General features: G+C 71.1%; 19 protein-coding genes and 1 pseudogene. 12 read left to right on the top strand and 8 right to left on the bottom strand.

The annotated features are described in order from the left end of the window. Positions 1-15: 15 nt before the first annotated feature. The 5 genes from ABIA32_RS29285 to ABIA32_RS29305 all read right to left on the bottom strand — a co-directional run bounded on the left by ABIA32_RS29285 (position 16) and on the right by ABIA32_RS29305 (position 5721). The gene (locus tag ABIA32_RS29285; RefSeq protein WP_370101911.1) at positions 16-570 is read right to left on the bottom strand and encodes a YceI family protein; all 555 of its coding nucleotides are present in this window, start codon (positions 568-570) and stop codon (positions 16-18) included. Between the two features lie 82 nt (positions 571-652). Beyond that, a complete protein-coding gene (locus ABIA32_RS29290) occupies positions 653-2068 on the bottom strand; it encodes a sensor histidine kinase (protein WP_370101914.1) in 1416 nt (471 codons plus the stop codon). After that, entirely contained in the window at positions 2049-2726 is a 678-nt protein-coding gene (locus ABIA32_RS29295) for a response regulator transcription factor (protein ID WP_370101917.1), read from the bottom strand. Before ABIA32_RS29295 ends, ABIA32_RS29290 begins: the two co-directional genes overlap by 20 nt. Positions 2727-2730: 4 nt before the next feature. Next, positions 2731-3489: an LmeA family phospholipid-binding protein gene (locus ABIA32_RS29300; protein WP_370101920.1), complete on the bottom strand. Its 759-nt coding sequence runs from the start codon at positions 3487-3489 to the stop codon at positions 2731-2733. Between the two features lie 36 nt (positions 3490-3525). Then, positions 3526-5721 (bottom strand): MMPL family transporter, encoded by a 2196-nt coding sequence (locus ABIA32_RS29305; RefSeq protein ID WP_370101923.1) that lies wholly within the window; start codon positions 5719-5721, stop codon positions 3526-3528. 351 nt (positions 5722-6072) lie between these two features. On the opposite strand from ABIA32_RS29305, the gene ABIA32_RS29310 reads away from it, so the two are divergent. The 6 genes from ABIA32_RS29310 to ABIA32_RS29335 all read left to right on the top strand — a co-directional run bounded on the left by ABIA32_RS29310 (position 6073) and on the right by ABIA32_RS29335 (position 12603). Beyond that, the gene (locus ABIA32_RS29310) at positions 6073-7206 is read left to right on the top strand and encodes an ABC transporter substrate-binding protein (RefSeq protein WP_370101926.1); all 1134 of its coding nucleotides are present in this window, start codon (positions 6073-6075) and stop codon (positions 7204-7206) included. Between the two features lie 5 nt (positions 7207-7211). Beyond that, the gene (locus ABIA32_RS29315; RefSeq protein ID WP_370101928.1) at positions 7212-8954 is read left to right on the top strand and encodes an ABC transporter permease; all 1743 of its coding nucleotides are present in this window, start codon (positions 7212-7214) and stop codon (positions 8952-8954) included. After that, the gene (locus tag ABIA32_RS29320; RefSeq protein ID WP_370101931.1) at positions 8947-10086 is read left to right on the top strand and encodes an ABC transporter ATP-binding protein; all 1140 of its coding nucleotides are present in this window, start codon (positions 8947-8949) and stop codon (positions 10084-10086) included. Before ABIA32_RS29315 ends, ABIA32_RS29320 begins: the two co-directional genes overlap by 8 nt. Positions 10087-10109: 23 nt before the next feature. Next, positions 10110-10829 (top strand): GntR family transcriptional regulator, encoded by a 720-nt coding sequence (locus ABIA32_RS29325; RefSeq protein ID WP_370101934.1) that lies wholly within the window; start codon positions 10110-10112, stop codon positions 10827-10829. An 86-nt stretch (positions 10830-10915) separates the two neighbouring features. Beyond that, complete coding sequence (locus ABIA32_RS29330; protein ID WP_370101937.1) at positions 10916-12286, top strand: acyclic terpene utilization AtuA family protein; 1371 nt, start codon at positions 10916-10918, stop codon at positions 12284-12286. After that, positions 12283-12603, top strand: a complete 321-nt coding sequence (locus tag ABIA32_RS29335; protein WP_370101939.1) for a DUF4387 domain-containing protein — start codon at positions 12283-12285, stop codon at positions 12601-12603. The genes ABIA32_RS29330 and ABIA32_RS29335 overlap by 4 nt, the downstream gene beginning before the upstream one ends. A 14-nt stretch (positions 12604-12617) precedes the next feature. Here ABIA32_RS29335 and ABIA32_RS29340 read toward each other — a convergent pair. Both ABIA32_RS29340 and ABIA32_RS29345 read right to left on the bottom strand, forming a co-directional pair. Then, positions 12618-13381, bottom strand: a pseudogene (locus tag ABIA32_RS29340) (MFS transporter); the annotation flags it as partial. A 399-nt stretch (positions 13382-13780) separates the two neighbouring features. Then, positions 13781-14473, bottom strand: a complete 693-nt coding sequence (locus tag ABIA32_RS29345) for a GntR family transcriptional regulator (RefSeq protein ID WP_370101942.1) — start codon at positions 14471-14473, stop codon at positions 13781-13783. Positions 14474-14557: 84 nt separating this feature from the next. On the opposite strand from ABIA32_RS29345, the gene ABIA32_RS29350 reads away from it, so the two are divergent. The 5 genes from ABIA32_RS29350 to ABIA32_RS29370 are packed head-to-tail and all read left to right on the top strand — an operon-like array spanning position 14558 to position 19429. Further along, a complete protein-coding gene (locus tag ABIA32_RS29350; protein WP_370101945.1) occupies positions 14558-16003 on the top strand; it encodes an MmgE/PrpD family protein in 1446 nt (481 codons plus the stop codon). 27 nt (positions 16004-16030) lie between these two features. Beyond that, a complete protein-coding gene (locus ABIA32_RS29355; protein ID WP_370101947.1) occupies positions 16031-16927 on the top strand; it encodes an oxaloacetate decarboxylase in 897 nt (298 codons plus the stop codon). Then, positions 16927-18210 (top strand): aconitase/3-isopropylmalate dehydratase large subunit family protein, encoded by a 1284-nt coding sequence (locus tag ABIA32_RS29360; protein WP_370101950.1) that lies wholly within the window; start codon positions 16927-16929, stop codon positions 18208-18210. The genes ABIA32_RS29355 and ABIA32_RS29360 overlap by 1 nt, the downstream gene beginning before the upstream one ends. Continuing rightward, positions 18210-18722, top strand: coding sequence for a 3-isopropylmalate dehydratase (locus ABIA32_RS29365; protein ID WP_370101952.1), 513 nt, complete (start codon positions 18210-18212; stop codon positions 18720-18722). The genes ABIA32_RS29360 and ABIA32_RS29365 overlap by 1 nt, the downstream gene beginning before the upstream one ends. Positions 18723-18739: 17 nt before the next feature. Further along, positions 18740-19429, top strand: coding sequence for an MBL fold metallo-hydrolase (locus ABIA32_RS29370; RefSeq protein ID WP_370101955.1), 690 nt, complete (start codon positions 18740-18742; stop codon positions 19427-19429). On the opposite strand, the gene ABIA32_RS29375 is transcribed toward ABIA32_RS29370, so the two are convergent. Continuing rightward, positions 19426-20103 (bottom strand): response regulator transcription factor, encoded by a 678-nt coding sequence (locus ABIA32_RS29375; RefSeq protein ID WP_370101958.1) that lies wholly within the window; start codon positions 20101-20103, stop codon positions 19426-19428. The genes ABIA32_RS29370 and ABIA32_RS29375 overlap by 4 nt on opposite strands. 97 nt (positions 20104-20200) lie before the next feature. On the opposite strand from ABIA32_RS29375, the gene ABIA32_RS29380 reads away from it, so the two are divergent. Then, entirely contained in the window at positions 20201-22351 is a 2151-nt protein-coding gene (locus ABIA32_RS29380; RefSeq protein ID WP_370101961.1) for an MMPL family transporter, read from the top strand. Positions 22352-22455 lie beyond the last annotated feature (104 nt).

Consider the following 22455-nt stretch of genomic DNA (forward strand, 5'->3'; position numbering starts at 1 on the left):
GCGCGGTGCCGTCGGTCAGGACTGCTTGATCGCGGAGATCTCGAACTCCAGCACGACCTTGTCGCCGACCAGGACGCCTCCGCCTTCCAGCGCGGCGTTCCAGGTCATGCCGAAGTCCTTCCGGCTGACGGTCGTGGAGCCCTCGAAGCCGACGCGCAGGTTGCCCATCGGGTCCATGGCGCTGCCCTGGAACTCGAAGTCGATGCTGAGCGACCGGGCGACATCCTTGATCGTCAGGTCCCCGGTGACCCGGAAGTGGGTGTCGTCCAGCTCCTCCACCCGGGTGGACCCGAAGGTGATCTCGGGATGATTCGGGGCGTCCAGGAAGTCGTTGGTGCGCAGGTGTCCGTCGCGCTGCTCGTTGCGGGTGTCGATGCTGGCCGCCTTGATGGTGACCTGCGCCGAGGACTTCGACGGATCCGTGCCGTCCAGCAGCAGGGTGCCGTCGAACTCCTTGAACGCGCCGCGCACCTTGGTGACCATCGCGTGACGCGCGACGAAGCCGATCTGGGTATGGGCGGGGTCGAGCACGTAGGTCCCGGTCAGCGCGCTGCGGGGAGGCGTGGTCATCGTTCTGCTCCTCAAGGAGACGGCTTTCTGGTTGCGTTGTCCAGCCTGCGACGACTGCGGCCGCTCGGCACCCCCGGCGCGGTCATGTGGGTGCATCGGCCCCGCGGGTGGGCAGGAGGATCGTGAAGGTCGCGCCGGTGGCCTGAGCGCTGGTCGCCACGCCCGGGAGGGTGGGGTCGCCGACGGTCAGGGCGCCGCCGTGGGCGATGGCGATGTCCCGGGCGATCGACAGCCCGAGTCCGGTTCCGGTGGCCTCGCCGGCGTGGCGGGTGCGGGACGTCTGGAGACGGACGAAGCGGTCGAAGACCCGATCGCGGTCGGCGGGCGGGATGCCCGGACCGTCGTCGGCAATGGTGATGACGGCGGTGGTCGGGCCGTCGGAGGCCAGGGTGACGACGATACGGCGCTCGGCGTGCCGGTCGGCGTTGTCGAGGAGATTGCGGATCAGGCGGGTGAGCTGGTCGGGGTCGCCCGTCACGCGGGCGTTCTGCCGGACGACGAGTTCGACCGGCACGCGCGCTGGCGCGAGGGCGATGGCGGCCCGGGTGAGCTCGGCGAGGTCGACGGGCTCGCGTCGGGTGATCAGGGTGTCGTCGTCGGACCGGGCCAGCAGCAGCAGCGCCTCGACGAGGCGCTGCAGGCGGGTGGTCTCGGTGACGGTGCGCTCGGCCAGTTCGGGCCATGGAGCCTTGTCGGGGTGGGCGAGGCCGACCTCCATCGTGGTGCGCACTGCGGCCAGGGGAGTGCGCAGTTCGTGAGAGGCGTCGGCGACGAACCGGCGTTGGCGGGTGGCGGAGGACTCCAGGCGGTCGAGCATCGTGTTCAGGGTGCGGGCGAGGCGGCCGATCTCGTCGTCGCTGTCGGGTTCGGGGATCCGCCGGTGCAGGTCGCTGCCGGTGATCTCGGCGGCCTCCGCGCGGATGCGCTCGACCGGGCGCAGGGTCCGGCCGATCAGGAACCACGAGATGGCGACGGCGGCGAACAGGATCAGCGGCAGGGCGAAGAGGAGGTGCCCCTGGATGTCACTGGTGAGGATCCCGAGCAGTTCGGTGGAGCCGCCGACGTAGATGACCACCGGCGTGGTGCCGACCACGTAGCGCTGACCGACGACCCGCTCGTCCCCGCGGTTCGGGGACGCGGCGGCGGTCGGCCGGGGTGTGGTGCTGCCGGCGGGGAGTGTGTAGAGGGGTGGCAGACCCTCGACGTTGGCCGTCGCGGCGAGGACGTGGCCGGACGAATCCACGACCTGGGCCCAGACGCCCACATCGCCGCGCGACTCCGGCAGGGGAGCGGGCCAACGGCCCGACGGCGTTGACTGGCCGGATTGGGCGATGGAGTCCGCGTAGGCGCTCAGCGTGGTGCCCACATTCGCGCGGACCGCGCTGACCAGCGTGAAGACCAGCACGGCCGCGGTGAGCGCGACGGTGACGGTGATGGCGAGGGTGGCCAGCGCGGTCAGGCGCAGGCGCAGCGAACGGCTACGGCTGATACGGGTCAATGCGGTACCCCGATCCTCGGACCGTCTCGACCAGTGCGGTGGGGAACGGCTGGTCGATCTTTCTTCGCAGATGGTGGACTCGGACCTCGACCACCGTCACGGCGGGCTGAGCGAACTCGTCCCAGCAGTGTTCCAGCAGCTCGGTCTTGGACACGGCGCGGCCATTGGCACGCAGCAGGTATTCGAGCACGGCCAGTTCGCGCGGCGTCAGGGAGATCTGCTGACCGGCGCGGTGGACGGTTCGGGTGGCCGGGTCGAGGGTGAGGTCGCCGGCCTGGAGCAGGGACGGGCGCGGGGGCGCGGTGCGCCGCAGCAGGGAGCGGATGTGGGCGAGGAGGACGGGATAGGCGAAGGGTTTGGTGAGGTAGTCGTCGGCTCCGAGGTCCAGGCCTTCGGCCTGGTCGAGCGGGGCATCCATGGCGGTGAGCATGAGGATCGGGGTCCAGTTCCCGACGTCGCGCAGTCGGGTGCAGACCTGGTAGCCGTCGAGACCGGGGAGCATGACGTCGAGGATGATCAGGTCGAAGTCGTGCTCGGTCGCCTGCCACAGCCCTTCCTTCCCGTCGGTCGCGAGCTCGACAGCGTAGTTCTCGGCCTGGAGTCCCCAGGTCAGCGACGCGCCCAGAGCCTCGTCGTCTTCGATGACCAGGATCCGCACGTGATCACACCTTCGCCGGGGTGCACGGCTGCGCGCCCGTCGACGGACCGCCGGCGCCGGCGGACGTGCCGAGGGCGGCGCTGTGCGGGATGGACAGGGTCAGGTTCAGTCCCGCGGTGTCAGCGTTCGCTCCGGTGAGCCGGGCTCCGGCGGGGAGGGAGGGGAGGGTCACGGTGTGCGGCTTGAGGCTCCCCGCCAGGCCGGCGCCGCCGGGCAGTGTGCCGACGGCGCTGACCGGGATCGACTGCCCGAGCACGCCGAGGTTGGTGGGAGTGATGGTGAGACTGGTCGCGGTCGTGGAAACGCTGGTGCTCACGGTGACGGGCAGGCCCATGCTGCCCACCACGCCGGTCAGGATGAGACCGGTGCCGTCCGTGCCGACCTTCATGAACGCTCCCGCGCTGCCGAGCTTGGTCTGCAGCGAGCTGTAGGGGATCGTGGCGGTCGCGGTGCCGCCGTCGGTGCTGCCGTGGGTGGTCACGTTGAACAGCACGGCGTTGACGTTCATGTCGGTGCCGCCGCGATGGACGCCGTCAGCGGTGATGCGGACGGTGCCGAGGGTCCCGGTCAGCGTTCGCAGGCCGGCGAAGGGGTCGGTCAGTCGCGCGGTGACCGGCCCCGTCGCCTGAAGGCGGCAGTCGGCTGCCTTCACGATGCGCTGCTCCGCGGTGTTGACGACCACGGCATCCGTGATGCCCGTCCCGGCGACGGAGAGCACGGCGATGCCGCCGAGGATGAGCAGGCGCGGACGGCGGATTCTCATGGGGCGTCAGTTCCGATCCGTGGTCAGGGTGCGGGTTCAGGCCGTCAGGGAGGGCTGGGGCTCCGGCGTCCTCGGCTCGTCCTCGCCACGGTCGCCGTCGCTGCCGTTGCTGTGAGTGCTGCCGGCGCCTGGCGTGGTGGGTTTGACGCGCAGCAGGCGGGCGGCCCAAGTGGGCAGGTACCAGTTGGCGCGTCCGAAGAGGACGACGAGGGCGGGGGTGAGCAGGGTGCGCACGACCAGGGCGTCGATCAGGACGCCGGCGGCCATGCCGGTGGCCATCATCTTGATGGTCACGTCCGGGGTGGAGGAGAGCGAGATCAGCGCGAGGAAGAGGATCAGGGCCGCGCTGGTGACGAGCCGTCCGGTCCGGGAGACCCCTTCGACCACGGCGCCGTTGGTGTCTCCGGTGCGGTCGAAGGCTTCGCGGACCCGGGCCAGGATGAAGACCTCGTAGTCCATGGAGACCCCGAAGAGGAATCCGAACAGCAGCATCGGCACGAAGGGGCTGATCGATCCGGTGGCCGGGATGCCCCAAATGGCGTTGGAGCCCCAGCCGAGTTGCCAGATCAGCACCAGCACGCCGTAGGCGGCGCCGACGGAGAGCACGTTGAGCGCGACGGCCTTGGCGGGCAGCAGCAGCGAGCGCATGCCGCGGGCGAGCAGCACGAAGGTCACCAGCGCCACCACGGCCATGAGCACCGGGAACCAGGTGGACATGATGTGCGCGACGTCCGTCTGCTGCACCGCGCCGCCGCCGATCATCGCGTTGTGCGGGGCCGCGGCGCGCAGGTCGGCCAGGGCGGGACCGGCGTGGGCGGAGCCGATCTCGGTATTCGGCAGCGCCATGATCACTGAGCTGTGGCCGGCGTGCTGCCAGGCGGGGGTGTCGGCGACCAGGACGCCGTGCATGTCCGGCAGGGTGCGCAGAGTCGCGGCGGTGGCCGAGGGGTCGGTGCCGGCCGGGAGCTCGATCGGGACGGAGGTGAGCACGCCGGTGGGGAAGCCGTCGTGCTGCAGCGCGAGCAGGCCCTGTTCGGCGGGGCCGCCGGCGGCCAGCGAACTGGAGGCGGGGGCGGCGATGTTGATGGTCAGTCCGAACGCGCACAGGGTGCCCAGGATCGCGGCGCCGGCCAGCGCGGCGGTTTTGGGCCGGGCGACGATGGTGCGCGCGGTGCGGGTCCACATGCTTCCCGGGCCGGTGTTCTTGCGGCGACGCAGCCGGATCTTGTCCAGGCGCGGTCCGATGGCGGACAGAAGCAGCGGGACGGTGGTCAGTGCGACCAGGGCCGCGATGGACGGGATGAACAGACCGGACAGACCGACACCTTGGAGGAACGAGACCGGCACGACCATCAGCGCGAACAGCCCCAGCGAGGCGATCAGCGCGCTGAACGCGACCGAGTGTCCCGCGCGGTGCAGCGAGCGCACGACCGCCGTGCGGTTGTCGGCCCCGGCGTCGCGTTCTTCGCGCCAGCGGTTGACCAGCAGCAGCGCGTAGTCGACGGAGAGGCCGAGGCCCAGCAGGGCGACGATGAACTGCACCGAAGGGTTGATGGCGATGTTCGTGACGTAGGTCAGGCCCCAGATGGCCAGTTGCATGGTCAGCACCGACACAATGGCGGACAGCAGCGGCAGTACGGCGAGGGCGGAGCCGAAGACCCAGGCCAGCACCAGCAGGGCGAGCGCGACGCCGACGAGCATTTCGCTCAGCACGCTGGAGCCCGAGCTGGTGCCACCGGAGCTGAGCTGTTCCAGACCGGTCTGGTGCACGGTCGCGCCGGGCACCGCGTGGCTGATCGCCCCGCCCATCGTGTCCAGCACCTGAGGCGCGACGGCCGTGCCGGGCTGTGGCGGGTAGACCATCACCAGGGTGGACGTCCCGCCGGTGCCGACCAGGGCGCGGTCTCCGGTGTTGGCGAAGGAGAGGTCCCGCACACCGGGCACGGAGGCCGCGACCTTGTCGGCGGCCTGAAGGCCCGCCTTCACGGCGGGGCTGTCGGCGGTGGTGCCGCTGGGCAGGTCGACGACCAGGACGCTGGGGTTGGCGCTCGCGCCGCCGTACTGCTGGGCGAGCGAGACGTTGGCGTGGTAGCTGGCCGTGTTGATGGTGGTACCGCTCTTGAGGCGGCCCGCGACCTGCGGCGCCAGCATCACCCCGACGACGGTGAGCACGACCCAGGCCAGGCCCACCCATATGCGGTGCCGCATGACGAATGCAGCGAAGCGTTCCACGAAATCCACCTCCAGGTGCGGTACCGGCTCTCAGGTGCAGTCCGGCGACGTTTCCGAAGCTAGGTGAGAGCACCTTGCGATTCGCTTAACCGACTGCCGCACCGGCGCGGAGCAGCACGAACCTTGCGATTCGCTTAAGCCGGTGCCTCGCGCGGGCCGAGGGTTTCCGGCAGGTTGGTGGCAGATGACCGACGCGTTTCGGGAGCCTTGACACCCGGAAGGGCCGATGCTCTCATGTGTTGCCATAGCAAATCCCTACCGCTCGTATAGCTGGCAGAAGACCCTTGCAGTCAGCTTGCTATAGCAAATATCTCACTAGCGCTGTCTGAGAGATCCGAGAGAGGCGCCGACATGCCCACCCGCCGATTCCACGCCGCCGCTGCCGTGGCGGTCACCGCGCTCGCCCTGGGCGCCACACTGGCCGGCTGCTCCTCGAGCACCGGCTCGACCCCGGCCACGACCGCCCCGTCCGCCGCCCCCGCCGCCCCGGCGGCCGTCGCCGACCTGGTCGCCAAGTCCCACGCGGAGTCGGGACTGATCCTGTACGGCAACACGCCCAGCGCGGTGATGAAGCCGATGCTCGACAGCTTCACCAAGGCCTATCCGTGGATCAAGCCGCAGTACTCGCAGCTGTCGGACAACCAGGTGTACACGAAGTTCGAGTCCGAGCACGCGCAGAGCGCCCACACCGCGGACCTGCTGATCTCCGACGCGATCCCGCAGGCGCTGCAGGCGGAGACCAGCGGCCTGATCGCGAACGTGACCCCCCAGGGCCTGGCCGACTTTCCCGCCTACATCAACCAGGGCCACGGCATGTACGTGATGTCGCCGGACCCGGTGCTGGCGAGCTGGAACCCCAAGCTGATCTCCGGTGCCCAGGTCCCGACCAGCTACGCGCAGCTCGCCGCCGACGCCAAAGCAGACCCGTCGAAGTACCCGCTGGTCAGCTACTCGCCCGCCAACCCCCTCGGCTACAACGCGGTTTACGGCCTGGTCCACATCCTCGGACCGGACAAGACCTACTCCTACCTCGACGCGTACGGGCCCCGCACCAAGACCTTCGACGAGGGCCTCGACGGCCTGAACCACCTGGTCGGCGGCGGCGCCTCGTTCGGCTGGCTCTCCAGCGGCCTGGCCCAGGCGGTCATCCCGCAGTACAAGGGCCTGGCCGCCTACGGCTACATGCAGGACGCGACCCCGCTCACCCCGCGCCTGATCGCCCAGACCGCCGGCGCCGCCTCGCCCGCCTCCGCGCAGCTGTTCCTGGACTTCGTCTACAGCAACCCCGGCCAGCAGGTCATGTGCGCGGTCGGCATGGAGGCCTCGATGAACAACTTCCAGTCCGCGACCGGCTGCACCGCCGACCTGACCGACCTGGCCAAGCACGTTCCCGCGAGCACCATGTACCTGGTGCCGGTCTCCCAGGACGTGGTCGACCAGCAGAAGGCCATCACCGACCGGTGGAACAAGGCCCTGGGCCGCTGAGCACCATGACCCCGCACACGCTCGCCGCCGCACCGGTCGCCCCGCGCGACCGGCGCCGCCGCCACCTCCCCGCAGGGCCAGGCCAGTACCTGGTCTGGGCCGCGGTCGCGGTGCTCACCCTGGCCCCGCTCGTCCCGCTGGTCGTCACCTCGTTGCTGTCCAAGCCCTACTACCTGCCCGGAGGCGTCTTCAGCGTCGACGCCTACCGGCAGCTCTTCGCCGACCCGGCGTTCCGTCAGGCCGCCCTCAACACGGGCGTCTTCGCGCTGACCGCCACCGCACTGGCGCTGCTGCTCGGCGCGACCTTCGCCGTCCTGGTCACCCGTACCGACCTGCCCGGCAAGCGCTGGCTCGGCCCGGCCCTGCTGGCCCCGCTGCTGATCCCGCCGCTCGGACTGATCGTCGGCTGGGAGTCGCTGTACGGACCGGCCGGCTACCTGACCCAGCTGTGGCACAAGAACCTGCACCTGCCCGCGTGGAACCTGACCTCGTTGCCCGGCATGTCCGTGCTCGGCGCGGTCGTCACCCTGCCCATCGCCTACCTCACCTGCAAGGCCGTCCTGGAGAGCGCGGACGGCACCCTGGAGGACGCCGTCCGCGCCTCCGGCGGCGGCACGCTTCGCGTGCTGCGCACCGTCACCATCCCGATGCTGCGCACCGCGCTGCTCGACTCCGGCATGCTCATCCTCACCCTGTGCCTGGAGGTCCTGGGCATCCCGCTCTTCCTCGGGCGGCCCGCGAACATCAGCTTCATCGCCAGCTACCTCTACGACACCTGGTCCAACAGCACCCTGCCCGACCCGCCGATCGTCTCCGCCGGCGCGATCCTGCTCCTGCTGGTCGCCTCCACCCTGCTTGTCATCCGCGGCCGACTGCTGCGCCACGCCAACCGCTACACCGCAGGCACCCGGGCCACCCCGCCCGCCCGCCTGCTGGCGCTGGGCCACTGGCGCCGACCCGCCGCCGCGGGCATGGCCGGCTTCGTCGCCGTCACCTGCGTCATCCCGCTGCTCGGGCTGGCCCTGATGTCGAGCGTCACCGACCTGACCACCCTGGTCGCGCCCTGGCACCTGTGGACCGCGAGCAACTGGCAACAGGTCTGGGACGACCCCACCCTGCACCGGGCGATCACCAACAGCCTGATCGTCGCGGTCGTCGGCAGCGTCGCGACCGTCACCCTCGTCACGATCGCCACGGTGATCGCCGGGCGCTCCACGTTCCGGCTGCGCCGGACCCTGCCCGCGCTGCTGGTCTATCCCCGGGCCACCCCCGGCATCGTCTTCGGCGTCGGCTTCTTCTGGCTCTTCCTGATCGTCAACCCGCCCGGCGCGATGCTCCGCAACAGCCTGTGGGGAGAACTACTCGCCCTGTGCGTCCGCAACATGACGCTCTCCTACATCATCATCGCCCCGGCGCTGGCCCGGATCAGCCCCGAACTCGCCAAGGCCGCCGCCTCCTCGGGGGCCGGCTGGTGGACCACCCTCCGTCGCGTGACCGTCCCCCTGCTGCGCCCGGCGATCCTCAGCGCGGTCGTGCTCATGTTCGTGACCCTGGTCAGCGACTACGACCCGGTCGTCTTCCTGTCCAAGCCCGGCACTGAACTGCTCGGCACCACCATGCTGCAGACCTGGTCCAAGGGCCTCCCCGGACCGGTCGCCGCCCTCGCCCTCATCCAGATCCTGCTGGTCGCCGCCGCCTTGGCGGTCGGCCTCGGCTGGACTCTCCGCAAGAAGGCTCGCCATGCCTGAGATCTCCGTTCACCGGCTGACCCAGACCTTCGGGAAGACCCGCGTCCTGGACGAGGTCACCTTCACCGTGCCCGACGGCCGCTTCGTCACCCTGCTCGGCCCGTCCGGCTGCGGCAAGACGACCACCCTGATGTCGATCGCGGGCTTCCACACCCCGCAGGACGGCGCCATCGCCCACGGCGACCACGTCCTCTTCGACGCCGCGCGGCGGCGCAACGTCCCCGCCGAACAGCGCGAGCTGGGGGTGGTGTTCCAGTCCTACGCCCTGTGGCCGCACCTGACGATCGAGCAGAACGTCGCCTTCCCCCTCAAGATCCGCCGAACCGACCGCGCCGAGACCAAGCGCCGCGTCGGCGAGGTCCTGGACCTGGTCGAGCTCGGGCACCGGGCCAAGGCCCACCCACACGAGCTCTCCGGCGGCCAGCAGCAACGCGTCGCCCTCGCCCGCGCCCTGGCCCACGGCCCCAGTGCGCTGCTGCTGGACGAGCCGTTCTCCAACCTGGACGCCAAGCTGCGCGAACGCGCCCGCGAATGGCTCGGCGAGCTGCAGCGCGACCTGGGCGTCACCACCGTCTTCGTCACCCACGACCAGACCGAGGCCCTGGCGATGAGCGATCAGATCCTGGTCATGAACGGCGGCCGCATCGTCCGCTCCGGCACGCCGCAGGAGGTCTACCACCACCCCGGCAGCCGCTTCGTCGCCGAATTCCTGGGCCGCTGCAACTTCCTGACCGGAACCGCCCGCCGCACCGGACCCGGCACCTTCGTCCTGGAAGCGCCCGGCCTGCCCGGCGGCGTCCCCTTCCAGGCCGACACCGCGCCGGCGCCCGGTGCCGTCACACTCGCTGTTCGGCCCGAGGCCCTGACCCTGAACGAGCCGCCCCCCGGCCCGGCGGGCCCCGGCTGGCACGCCCGGGTCACCCACACCACCTTCCTTGGCGACCACTACCTCTACACCCTGCAGCTGGGACCCCACACCCTCCAGGCCCTCAGCACCCGACGCCTGACCACCGCCACCGTCCAGGTCGACCTGGACGCCGACGCCGCCACCGTCGTCACCGACGACCCGGTGCCCGACGCCCCCGCAGCGCCCGAGCCCGCCGCCGCGGGCGCAGCGCTTCGAGCTGTTTGACACTTTGCTGTAGCAGATATCAGATGAGCGCTATGAAACTCCCCGAACTCAGCGCCCAGTCCCTGGCCGACCAGGCCTACCGGGCCCTGCGCGCCGCGATCATCAGCGGTGATCTGCCCTGGGGCGACAAGATCACCGAACGCGGTCTGGCCGCGAGTCTCGGCGTCAGCCCCACCCCGGTCCGTGAGGCACTGCGCCGCCTGGAGCAGGAGCAGCTGATCGAGCGCACCGGCCCGCGTTCGCTGCGGGTGGTCACCATCTCCCCGCAGGAGCGGATCGAGAGCAGCGCGATCGAGGCGGTCCTCGAGGGCGTCGCCGCGCGCTTCGCCGCCGAGAAGGCCACACCCGAGCAACTGGACCGGATGCAGCGGTTGCTGGACCTGGCCGATGCGACGGGGGAGTCGCTGCGCGCCGACCGGGACGCGGGCCGTGAGCTCGCGCCCGACCAGATCGAGCGGATCTTCAACTGCGTCCGCGACTTCCATGCGGAGGTGGAGCGGGCGGCCGACAACGTGCAGCTCTCGCGGACGCTGGACCAGGTCAGGGCCTTCAGCCGCTCCGAGCGGCTGAAGATCGCCTCCGCGCAGATCCACGCGGGCGGCACGGCGGGGCAGGTCCAGCGCTACGGGCAGCACCACCAGATCCTGGCCGCCCTGCGCGATCACGACGGCGACCGCGCAGAACAGCTCGCCCGCGCCCACGCCGGCTCGGCCTCCAACGACCTGGCCGGCTGGGACACCTGACCCAAGGGATGGCCGATGGCAGCGGACGGCACCGCCGTCTGAACCATTTGCTATCGCATATTGCAAATGACAGGGAGTAGCAGAACATGGAGATCAGGATCCTGGCGCCCACCGGCGCCCTCGGCGCGGGCTTCCGCGCCGAGTCGCTGGAACGCGGCGTCGCCCTGCAACCGCACGTCATCGCCTGCGACGCCGGCTCCACCGACAGCGGCCCCTACTACCTGGGCACCGGGCAGCCCAAGCTCTCCCGCGAAGCCGTCACCCGGGATCTGCGGCTGCTGCTGAAGGCCAGGGACACCCTCGGGGTGCCGCTGATCATCGGCTCCTGCGGCACCAGCGGCCGGGACTCCGGCGTCGACCTCGTCGCCGGACTCGCCCGCCAGATCGCCGCCGAGGAGGGCCTGAGCTTCAAGCTCGCGCTGATCTACGCCGACCAGGACCCCGACTACCTGACCGGACGTTATCTCCAGGCCCGTATACGCCCGCTCGACCCGGCCCCCTCCATCGACCTCGACACGCTGCTGGGCAGCCACGTGGTGGGCATGATGGGCGTCGAGCCGATCCAGCGGGCGCTGATGCAGGGCGCGCAGGTGGTCCTCGCCGGCCGAGCCAGCGACACCGCCCTGTACGCGGCCGTTCCGCACGCGATGGGCGCGGACCCCGGCCTGACCTGGCACATGGCCAAGACCGTCGAGTGCGGGGCCGCCTGCGCGATCCCGCCCAGCGCCGACGGACTCTTCGTCCACCTGCGCGACGACCACTTCGACGTCGAACCCCTGGACCCCGCCTCCCGCTTGACGCCGCACTCGGTGGCCGCCCACACCCTCTACGAGAACGCCAACCCCTACCTGATCACGGAGCCGTCCGGCGTGCTCGACACCACGGACGCCGACTACACCGCCCTGGACGAGCGGCGGGTGCGGGTCTCCGGCGCGGTCTACCGGCCCAGCGACGCCTACACCATCAAGCTGGAGGGCTCGCGGCTGGTCGGCTACCAGACCATCGCGGTGGGCGGCATCCGCGACCGCGTCGTCATCGAGCAGCTACCGAAGCTGCTGCCGATGGCCCAGGACTACTTCCGCGCCAAGATCCGCGACATCTTCGCCGGCGAGGTCAACCCCGACGACATCGACATCGACTACCGCCTCTACGGCCAGGACGCCGTCCTGGGTGCGCTCGACCCCGACCGCGACCGCCTGCCGCACGAACTGGGCGTCCTGATCACGGTCACCGCGCCCACCCAGGAGCTCGCCCACGCGGTGTCGACCTTCGTCACCCACATCAGCTCGCACCTGCCCATCCCCCAGTACGAGGGACTGGCCAGCACCGTCGCCTATCCGTTCTCGCCCCCCGAGACCGATCGCGGGCCGGTCTACCAGTTCACCCTCAACCACGTCCTCGTGCCCGCCGACCCGCACGAGATGTTCCGCACCGTCCACGAGGAGGTGGCGCCGTGACCCGGCTGCTCGATCTGTGCTCCCTGATCCGCTCGAAGAACGCCGGACCGTTCGTGCTGACCTTCGACTTCATGTGCCACGACCAGGACAGCTACGAGCGGCTGCGCGACTCCGGCCTGCTCACCCCGCAGTTGTTCGCGCAGCTCTACGGGGCCCTGCCCGAACGGGTCCTGGTCGTCCATCACGACCGCGCCCAGGCCGTGAAGGTTTCCCTGCCCCGGCCGGTGCGTCAGGGCGACATCCACGACTCCGACAGCTACGGCGGCCAGCAGTACGCGCCCTTGGTCGACCTCGAAGTCCCCACGTCAGCCAACTGACCGCAGTCCAGGGCTCAGACCTCTGCGGTCGAGGGCTCGCGCTCGTCCCCGCCTTCGAGACGCGTGGCGACGTGTGACGTCGACGTGGCGACGGCGGTCTGGTCGGTCCTCTTCCGTCGGGCGGTTCGGGTCGGGACGAGCAGGGCGGCGCCGGCCGCGCCGAGGCAGAACACGGCCAGCAGGCCAAAACTGTGCGTGTATCCCGAGGCGTAGGGCAGGCCGGAGGGCTGGAGGCGGCTGGTCACCAGGACGCTGGTGACCGAGGCGCCGATCGAGCCGCCGATGGTGCGGATGTTGGCGTTCATGCCGGTGGCGGCACCGGTCTGCTCGGCGGGGACGCTGCGGACGATCAGGTTCGCCATGGCGGCGAAGGCCAGGCCGATGCCGAGCCCGAAGATGCCGGCCGCGCGCAGGCTACCTGCCACTGCATCTGGTGCCAGGCGGCAAGGAATCCGCAGGCCACGGCGCCGAGCACGGTGCCAGCGACCAGCAGGCGCTTGGCCCCGATGCGCGGCTCCAGGCGGCCGCTCAGCACGCCGGAGCCGAACATCGCGACCAGCATCGGCAGCATCAGCAGTCCGGCGCCGGTGACGCTGGTGCCGAAGCCGTAACCGGCCGATCGCGGGGTCTGCGCGAAGCCGGGCAGGAACGACCAGATCGCGTACATGCCGGCGCCGAACAAGAGGGCGGCGGCGTTGGTGGTCCACACGGTCGGCAGCCGCATGATGCGCAGGTCGATCAGCGGGTGCGCCGATCGCGCCTCGACGGCCAGCCAGAGGACCAGGCATCACCGCCACCAGCTTCCTCGACGACCTGCAGTGCGATCGCGTGCTGGCCGTCGCCTTGGACGGGATCCGCCGGCGGGGGTGAGCCGCGCGGAACCCGCTGCCCACCCCAGGGCTGGTTGGACGCGGGTCCGCGCCGGGGATAGACCCGCGAGGGCGGCGGTAGGCGCGAGGGCCTCGGGCACGACCGGCACGCGGGCACCTCTCCGCCCGCCGTCGAGGGTTCCCGGAGCCTTGCGGCTCGGCGCTCTCCGCACGCATGTGCGCCCACAGGGCGGTGGGGAGCACGGTCCGAGGGCGCCGGTTTGGTCTGGGCGGTGCCGTGAGCCGAGCGGTAGCCGTTCGCCGAGGCACTTCACACGTCGCGCGATCGTGGGCGTTGCGCTGCGACGCTACGGGTTCGGCGTGGACACGTTGAGCAGTCGGTGGAAGTCGCCCCGGCCGCCGCGGCGGTGCTCGGCCAGCAGGTCGAGGGCGGCCGGGGCGTCGTCGTTGTCGAAGGCGGTGGCGATTGCCTCGTGCTCGGCGAGGATCGCGTCGGCCCGCGCGGGGTCACCGGCGGCCGCCGCGCGCCGGTAGGACAGGGCGCGATGCGGCTCCAGGGCCTCCCACAGCTGGCGGACGAAGCGCAGCAGCCACTCGTTGTCGCAGCGGTCGAGCAGGGCGAAGTGGAAGCGCCGGTTGGCGGCGATCACGGCGGCGACGTCGACCGCTTCCACAGCGGCGCGTTGGTCGTTCAGCGCGGAGCGCATCGCGGCGACGTCCTCGGGCCGCAGTCGGGCGGCGGCGGTCTGCTCCGCCTCGCCCTCCAGGAGTTCGCGGATGCGGAAGATGCCGTCCACGCTGTCGGGGCTCAGTTCGGTGACGGTGTAGCCGCGCTGCGGGACGTAGGTGACGATCCCCTCCCCGGCCAGGGTCTTGAGGGCCTCACGCACCGGGATGACGCTCAGCCCGAGCTCCTCGGCGGCGGCGCTCTGGCGGATCGGCGCCCCGGGGGCGAGGTCCCCGCGGACGATCGCGTCGCGCAGTTCCGCGAGCGCTACCGCCTCGGCGGTGCGCGGGAGAGAGGTTCGGTTCAGGGCCACCTGCTCATGCTACCCAGCGCAGCCAGCGAAACTAGATGTTATATTTTCTAACATCTGCTGTGATCGATCTTGGAGGTGAGCGCGGTGCATCCACCGACGCCAGGGGCCACCCGCCGACCCACCGACCCAGGCGGCCCGACCGGGCGGCTGGCCGACTGGCTGGCGGACACCTCACTGGAACAGATCCCCGTTCAGGTCCGGGAGCGGGCGGCGCACCTGGTTCTCGACGGTCTGGCCTGCTCGCTGATCGGAGCCCAACTGCCCTGGTCCCGTACGGCCGTTGACGCGGTTCTGAGACTAGAGGGCGCAGGTGACGTCCCGCTGATCGGATGGGGGCGCACCACCAGCGCCCCGGCGGCCGCGGTCCTGAACGGGAGCTTCATCCAGGGCTTCGAGCTGGACGACTACTACCCGGCCGCGCCGCTGCACAGCGCCTCCCTCGTGCTGCCCGCGCTGCTGTCCACCGCCTCCCAGCTGGGCGCCGTCTCCGGCGGCGAGTTCCTGCGCGCCGCGGTCCTGGGCTTCGAAGTGGGGCCGCGCGTCGGTCTGGCGCTGCACGGCCCGCAGATGCTGTCGCGCGGCTGGCATTCCGGTCCGGTGTTCGGCACCCATGCGGCAGCAGCCGCCTCCGGCGCCCTGCGCGGACTGGACGGGGCCGCGTTCGAGGACGCTCTCGGCCTGGCCGCGACCCAGTCGGCGGGATTGATGGCCGCCCAGTACGAGGCGATGTCCAAGCGGATGCACCACGGCTTCGCCTCCCGCAACGGCTTCTACGCCGCAGGACTGGCGGCGGGCGGCTACACCGGCATCAAGCGGGTCTTCGAGCGCCCCTACGGTGGCTTCCTCTCCACCTTCGGTGAGGGCCACGACCCCGACGCTGCCCAGATCACGCGGGGCCTGGGCGAGACGTGGTGCACCGAGCAGATCACGGTGAAGGTCCACGCCGCGATGGGCGGGCTGCACCCCGCCGTCGATGCGGCGCTCGCCCTCGGCGCCGACCGCAAGCTCACCGTCGACGGCATCGAGGCGATCCGCATCGAGATCCCCGAGGCGATCTACCACCACGGCTGGTGGGCGCTGGAACGGCCGCTGACGACGATCGGCGCGCAGATGAACATCGCCTTCGCCACCGCGGTCGCCATCCTGGACGGTCACGTGCGGCCCGAACAGTTCACCCCTGAGCGGATCGACTCCGACGACGTCTGGCAGCTGATCGGCCGTACCGAGGTGCAACTCGTCGACGCCCCGCAGGACCCGAGCTGGGAGCAGCCCGGCTACAACACCCGGGTCACTCTCGTCCTGCGCGGCGGCGAGGTACTCAGCCGGGCGCTGAACCAGCCCCACGGTGGGCCGGACGATCCGCTGACGAACAGTGAGATCCGCGAGAAGTACCGCGCGCTGACCGCACGCGTCATCGACGCCGACCGCTCCGCCGAGATCGAGCGGATCGTCCTGGACCTCGAACGCCAAACCGATCTGCACCGCCTCGGGGACCTGCTGGCCGCCTCCGCCCGCGGCGCCCTCGACTGACCCACCACCACCGACGAGGAGCCTCTCGTGTGCCAACCCCAGCGCAGTCAATCCACGCCCGGCGGCCGACTGCGGTCGCTGGTCGCCCAGGGCGGTCTGATCACCGCACCCGGCGTCTACGACGGCCTGGGCGCGCATCTGGTCGCCCGCTGCGGCTTCCGGGCCGCCTATCTGACCGGAGCGGGGGTGGCCGTGGCCGGCTTCGGTCTGCCCGACATCGGGCTGCTCACCGCGACCGAAATGGTGGAGCGGGCCCGCATCGTCGCCGAGGCCCTGGGCGAGGTCCCGTTGATCGCCGACGCGGACACCGGCTACGGCGGACCCCTGCACGTGGTCCGGACGGTGCGTGCCTACGAGCGGGCCGGAGTCGCGGCCATCCAGTTGGAGGACCAGGCGTTCCCGAAGAAGTGCGGCCACCTGCCGGACAAGGAGCTCATCGACGTCCCGGCCTTCGAGGCGAAGCTCCGCGCCGCGCTCGACGCGCGCGCCGACGCGGACACGGTGATCGTCGCCAGGACCGACGCTCGCGGCCCGCTCGGCATCGACGAGGCGATCGACCGAGCCAACCGCTACGCCGCCGCCGGAGCCGACCTCCTCTTCGTCGAAGCCCCGCAGACCTCGGAGGAGATCGAGAAGATCGCCGCGCAGGTGGACGCGCCGCTGCTGATCAACATGGTCCAGGGCGGCCTGACACCCGACACAGCCCCCGACCGGCTCGCCGCACTCGGCTACCGGATCGCGATCCACCCCGGCGCCCTGCTCGGCCCCACCGTGCTCGCCGGCTTCGACTCCCTCCAGCGCCTTGGCGGCATCCTGCCCACCGACCTGACCCCCGGCCCCGAGGGCCTGTTCGAGCTGGTCGGCCTGCGCCAATGGGCCGACGTCGGCGAGCGCTACCGCGACCACACCGAGGACGGTGCCTGATGGGCATGACCATGATCGAGAAGATCCTCGCCCGCAGGGCGGGCCTGGACCAGGTGGCCGCCGGTGACACGGTGGTCTGCGACGTCGACATGACCGTCATGATCGACCTCCAGTTCGCCACCGGCTGGGTCCAGCCCGTGAGGATCAACGACCCGGCCAAGGTCGCCGTCATCATGGACCACGCGGTCCCCGCCCCCTCCGTCAACGACGCCGCGGGCGGCACCCAGGCCCGCGCCTTCGCCCGCGACTTCGCCATCGAGAAGTTCTACGACGTGGGCGCGCACGGCATCTGCCACCAGGTCATCGCCGAGAACGGCCTCGCCCGACCCGGCGAGATCCTCGCCTGTACCGACTCCCACACCTGCGCCGCCGGCGCTTACAACACCGCCGCCCGAGGGCTCGGGCCCGCAGAGGTTTACTCGATCCTCTGCACCGGGCGGACCTGGTTCCAGATCGCGCCCACCATCCGCTACGAGTTCACCGGCGCGCGACCGGACGGCGTCTCCGGCAAGGACATCTTCCTGCACATCGCCGGGACCTACGGCGACGCCACCAACCACAACCTCGAGTTCGGCGGTCCCGGCCTGGCCTCGATCCCGATGAACGACCGGCGCACCATCGCCACCCAGGGCGCCGAGATCTCCGCCGACTTCTCCACCTTCCCGATCGACGACCTGGCCCGCGACTTCCTCGCCGCCCACGGAGCCGACCCGGCCGACTACCGGGCCGCCGACCCGGACCCGGACGCTCGGTACGCCGCCGTGCGCCGCATCGACCTGTCCGCGCTGGAGCCGTACGTCGCCCGCCCCGGCACGGTGAGCCACAACGCGGTGCCGATCTCGGCGATCGAGAAGCGCCCGGTCAACCAGTGCTTCATCGGTTCCTGCGCCAACGGGCAGTTGGAGGACCTGGCCATCGCCGCCGCGATCGTGCGCGGCCGCAAGGTCGCCCCCGGCGTGCGGCTGCTGGTCACCCCCGCTTCCCAGCAGGTCTACCGCGACGCGATGCGCGCCGGCTACCTGCAGGACCTCGCCGACGCGGGCGCGGTGGTCACCAACTCCACCTGCGGCGCCTGCTTCGGCTACCACATGGGCCTGCTCGGCCCCGGCGAGGTCTGCCTGACCTCGTCCACCCGCAACTTCACCGGCCGGATGGGCAGCCCGGAAGCCGAGATCTACATGGCCTCCCCGGCCACCGTCGCCGCCTCCGCCCTGACCGGACACGTCACCGACTCGCGGACCATCGAGCCGCGCACCAACGACCCGCGAGGAGAGCTGAACTGATGGACACCCGGATCACGGGCCGCGTCTGGGTCGTCGGCGACTCGGTCACCACCGACGCCATGTACCCCGCCTTCGCCATGAAACTCCCGGTCCCCGAAGCCGCCCGGCACGTGTTCTACGAGCTGCGCCCCGGCTGGACCGATCAGGTGGCCCCCGGCGACATCGTCGTCGCCGGGCGCAACTTCGGGCTCGGCTCCTCCCGCCCGGTCGCGGCGCTCTTCCGCGAGCTCGGGGTGGCCGCGCTGGTCGCCGAGGAGTTCAACTCCCTGTTCCTGCGCAACGCCATCAACCACGGCCTGCCCGCACTCGCTGTGCCCGGCGTGACCGCCGCCTTCGCCGACGGCGACACCATGAGCCTGGACTTCGCCGCGGGCCGGGTCGAGAACACCACCACCGGCGCCCGCCTCGAAGGCGGTGCCCTCCCCACGATGGTGCTCGACATCCTCGCCGCCGGCGGCATCCTGCCCAAGCTCGCCCGCGAGGGCTACGTGACCCTGCCGACCACACCGTAACCCACTGGAGTACTCGCATGCCCGACCAGCTCGCCCCCGGCGTCATCCGTATCCCCACCACCCGCCGGGACAACGCCTTCCTCGTCGACGGCGACGACGGCTTCACCCTCGTCGACGTCGGCTGGGCGAACGCTCCCGACGCCATCCTCGACACACTCGCCGAACTCGGCCGCAAACCGTCCGACATCCGGCGCGTCGTCCTCACCCACGCCCACCCCGACCACGTCCAGGGCGCCGCGAAGCTGCGCGAGCTCACCGGCGCCCAGTTCTTCATCCACCACGCGGAGCAGGCGTGGCTGCAGAACGGCCGCGTCCCGGCCGACGGCCGGTCAGGAGCCCTCGGCCGCGTCCTGGACCGACTCCCCAAGCTGCACTGGCATCCGCTGACCGCCGACGCGACCCTCACCGACGGCGACCTGGTGCCTGCCGGCGGCGGCCTGCGAGTGCTGCACACCCCCGGCCACTCACCCGGCCACCTCGTGCTCGTGCACGAGCCCAGCGGGACCCTCCTTACCGGCGACGCCGTCTTCCACCGCGGTGATCTCGCACTGGGCCCGGCCGCCCTGGCCGCCGACCCTCAGCTGCGCGCGGGCAGCCTGGCCAAGATCCCCAGAGACGTGCGGGCCGTCGGCTTCGCCCACGGCAGTGCGCTCACCGGCCACCGTGTCGACAGCTTCCACGGGTGGCTCGAGACCGTGGGCAGCTAGGAGCGGTGCGGGTCGATGCGGTAGCCCGCTCCGCGAATCGTCTCGATCAGCGCGGAGGGGAACGGCTGGTCGATCTTCCGACGCAGATGGTGGATGCGGACCTCGACCACGGCGGGATCGGACTGCGCGGTGGCGTCCCAGCAGTGTTCCAGCAGTTCGGTCTTGGACACGGCGCGGCCGTCGGCACGCAGCAGGTATTCCAGCACGGCCAGTTCGCCAGGGGTGAGAGCGAGGGCCTGACCGGCGCGGAGGACGGTTCGGGTGGCGGGGTCGAGGACAAGGTCGCCCGCTGTGAGCAGGGCCGGGCGGGGCGGCGCTCCCCGGCGGAGCAGGGAGCGGATGCGGGCCAGGAGGACGGGGTAGACGAAAGGCTTGGTGAGGTAGTCGTCGGCCCCGAGGTCCAGGCCTTCGGCCTGGTCCAGGTCGGCGTCCATGGCCGTGAGCATGAGGATCGGGGTCCAGTTCCCGGCCTCCCGCAGCCGGGCGCAGATCTGGTAGCCGTCCAGGCCGGGGAGCATGACGTCGAGGATGATCAGGTCGAAGTCGTGCTCCGCCGCCTGCCACAGCCCCTCGTTGCCGTCGGACACCAGCCGCACGGTGTAGTTCTCCGCCTGCAGTCCCCAGGTCAGGGACGCGCCGAGGGCTTCGTCGTCTTCGATCACCAGGATGTGCACGGCTCCAGCATGCACGCGAAAGCGTTTCGCAAGGTCGACCCACGTAGCTTCCACGGCGACAGACCAGAACTCTGACCGTGAACTACTGGAGGACCGGATGGACGCACTCAGCAAGTGGGTGACCCGACATCGACTGCTCGTCGGGTTGCTGTGGGTGGTGATCACGGTGGTCGGGCTCGTGCTGGCGCCGTCCGTGTCGGGCCGGCTCAAGTCAGGCAACCACCTCAGTGGCGCCGCCTACACCGCTGACCAGCAGATCGCCAAGCAGTACGGCGGCGTCACCTCCGACCCCGGCGTGCTCGTCCTGGACCTGCCGTCCGGACAGAACGTGAAGTCGGCCGCAGCGCAGGCGGAGCTGAAGGCCGTGGACGCCGCCATCGCGAAGGCGGCCCCGACGCTGCGCACCGTCTCCTACGCGTCGACGGGCAGCCAGAACCTGGTCGGCACCGGCGGCACGAGCACCATCGTGCTCGCCTACCCGCCGCACGACGGCGACGACATCGACACCGCCGCCGTCGACGCGCTGACCGGCGCGGCCAAGGCCGCGGCGCCGGACCTGACCGTGCACGGCACCAGCCTCAAGGCGCTGGCGGCAGGCAACACCACCTCGGGCAACTCCAGCGTGCTCGGCGAATTGCTGATCGGCGCGCTCGGCGCGTTGCTGGTGCTGGCCTGGGTGTTCGGCTCGTTCCTCGCCCTCCTGCCGCTGATCATGGCGCTGGTGTCGGTGCTGACGATGCAACTTCTCATCTACGGGCTGACGTTCCTCATGCCGTCGTCCTCGCCGATCGGCCCCTCCGTGCAGTACATCGTCGCGCTGCTCGGGCTCGGGCTGTCGATCGACTACTCGCTGCTGATCGTGACCCGTTGGCGCGAGGAGCGGGCCGCCGGACGGCCGAACGACGAGGCCGTGCGAGAGGCGATGAAGCGCGCGGGGCACTCGGTGTGGTTCTCCGGCCTGGTCGCCTCCCTCGGCCTGTTCGCGCTGATCGTGGTCCCGAACTCGGTGGTGCGCGGCATCGGCATCTCCGGGCTGTTCATCCCCTCGACCGCGACCCTGGTCGCGCTCACCCTGCTCCCCGTCGTGCTGTCCAAGATCGGACCGAAGGTCGACTGGCCGCGGCGCAGCTCCAAGCGGGGCGCCAGCCGCTTCTGGACCCGCTGGTCGCTCGGTGTCATCAGGCACCGCGTCGCCGCGGCCATGGTCGGCCTCGGCATCCTGATCGGCCTGGCCGGCGTGGCGGCCACCATCAACATCTCCCAGCCCACGAGCTCCGCCCTCGCCAGCGCCGGCAGCTACACCGACGGGCTGCACGCGCTGCAGGCCGACGGCTTCCCGAGCGGCACGCTGACGGCGGTGCCCGTCTGGGTCCCCAACGCCGCCGACGCGCCCGCCGTCGTCAGCTCCCTGGACCAGGTGGCCGGCCTGCACGGCGCGGTCACCTCCAGCGCGGCCGACTGGCGGGTCGACGGCAGCGCGGTCGTCATCGCGATCCCCAAGGGCGAGGTCGGCAGCTCCCAGGGCGGCACCGCGCTCGCCGACATCCGCAGCTCCGTGCCCCAGGGCGCTCTGGTCGGCGGCGAGGGCGCGCTCAGCATCGACCAGGTCAAGTCGACCTACGGTTCGTTCCCGCTGCTGTTCGCGATCGTCGCGATCGTCACCTTCCTGCTGCTGGCGCGAGGGCTCAAGTCGATCCTGCTACCCGCCAAGGCGGTGCTGCTCAACGCCCTGTCCGTGGCCGCCGCCTACGGCATCCTCGTGCTGGTCTTCCAGCACGGCCTGGGCATGCAGGCACTGTGGGGCAGCGCGTCCTACGGAGCCGTCGACAGCTTCGCACCCGTGCTGATCTTCGGGTTCCTCTTCGGCGTCTCGATGGACTACGAAGTCTTCATCCTCTCCCGCGTCCGGGAAGGCTACGACCGCACCGGCTCCACCCGCGACGGCATCGTGGAGGGGATCTCCCGCACCGGGCGTCTGGTCACCAGCGCGGCGCTGATCCTGTTCTTCGCGCTCGCCTCCCTGTCGACCGCGAACGACATCACGGTCCGTCAGATCGCCGCCGGACTCGCCGCGGGCGTGCTGCTCGACGCGGTCGTGGTCCGGATGCTGCTCCTCCCGGCCCTGGTCTCGTTGTTCGGCAAGGCCAACTGGTGGCTGCCCGCCTGGGCCTCCCGCCTTCTCCGCCTTCCTCCCGCCGCCGAGGTGGCGGAGGAGAAGCCGCTGCCCGTGCGGGTCGGAGACGGCTGAGCGCGGCGGATCCGTTCGCTCTCGGCAGGTGGGGTACGTACGGGGCCTGTCGGGGTACGCCTTGGATCACGACCGCGGGCCGCGCCGCGTCAGGGTGCGTGGGC

It is taken from the genome of Streptacidiphilus sp. MAP12-20 (assembly GCF_041262525.1).
Lineage (GTDB): Bacteria > Actinomycetota > Actinomycetes > Streptomycetales > Streptomycetaceae > Streptacidiphilus.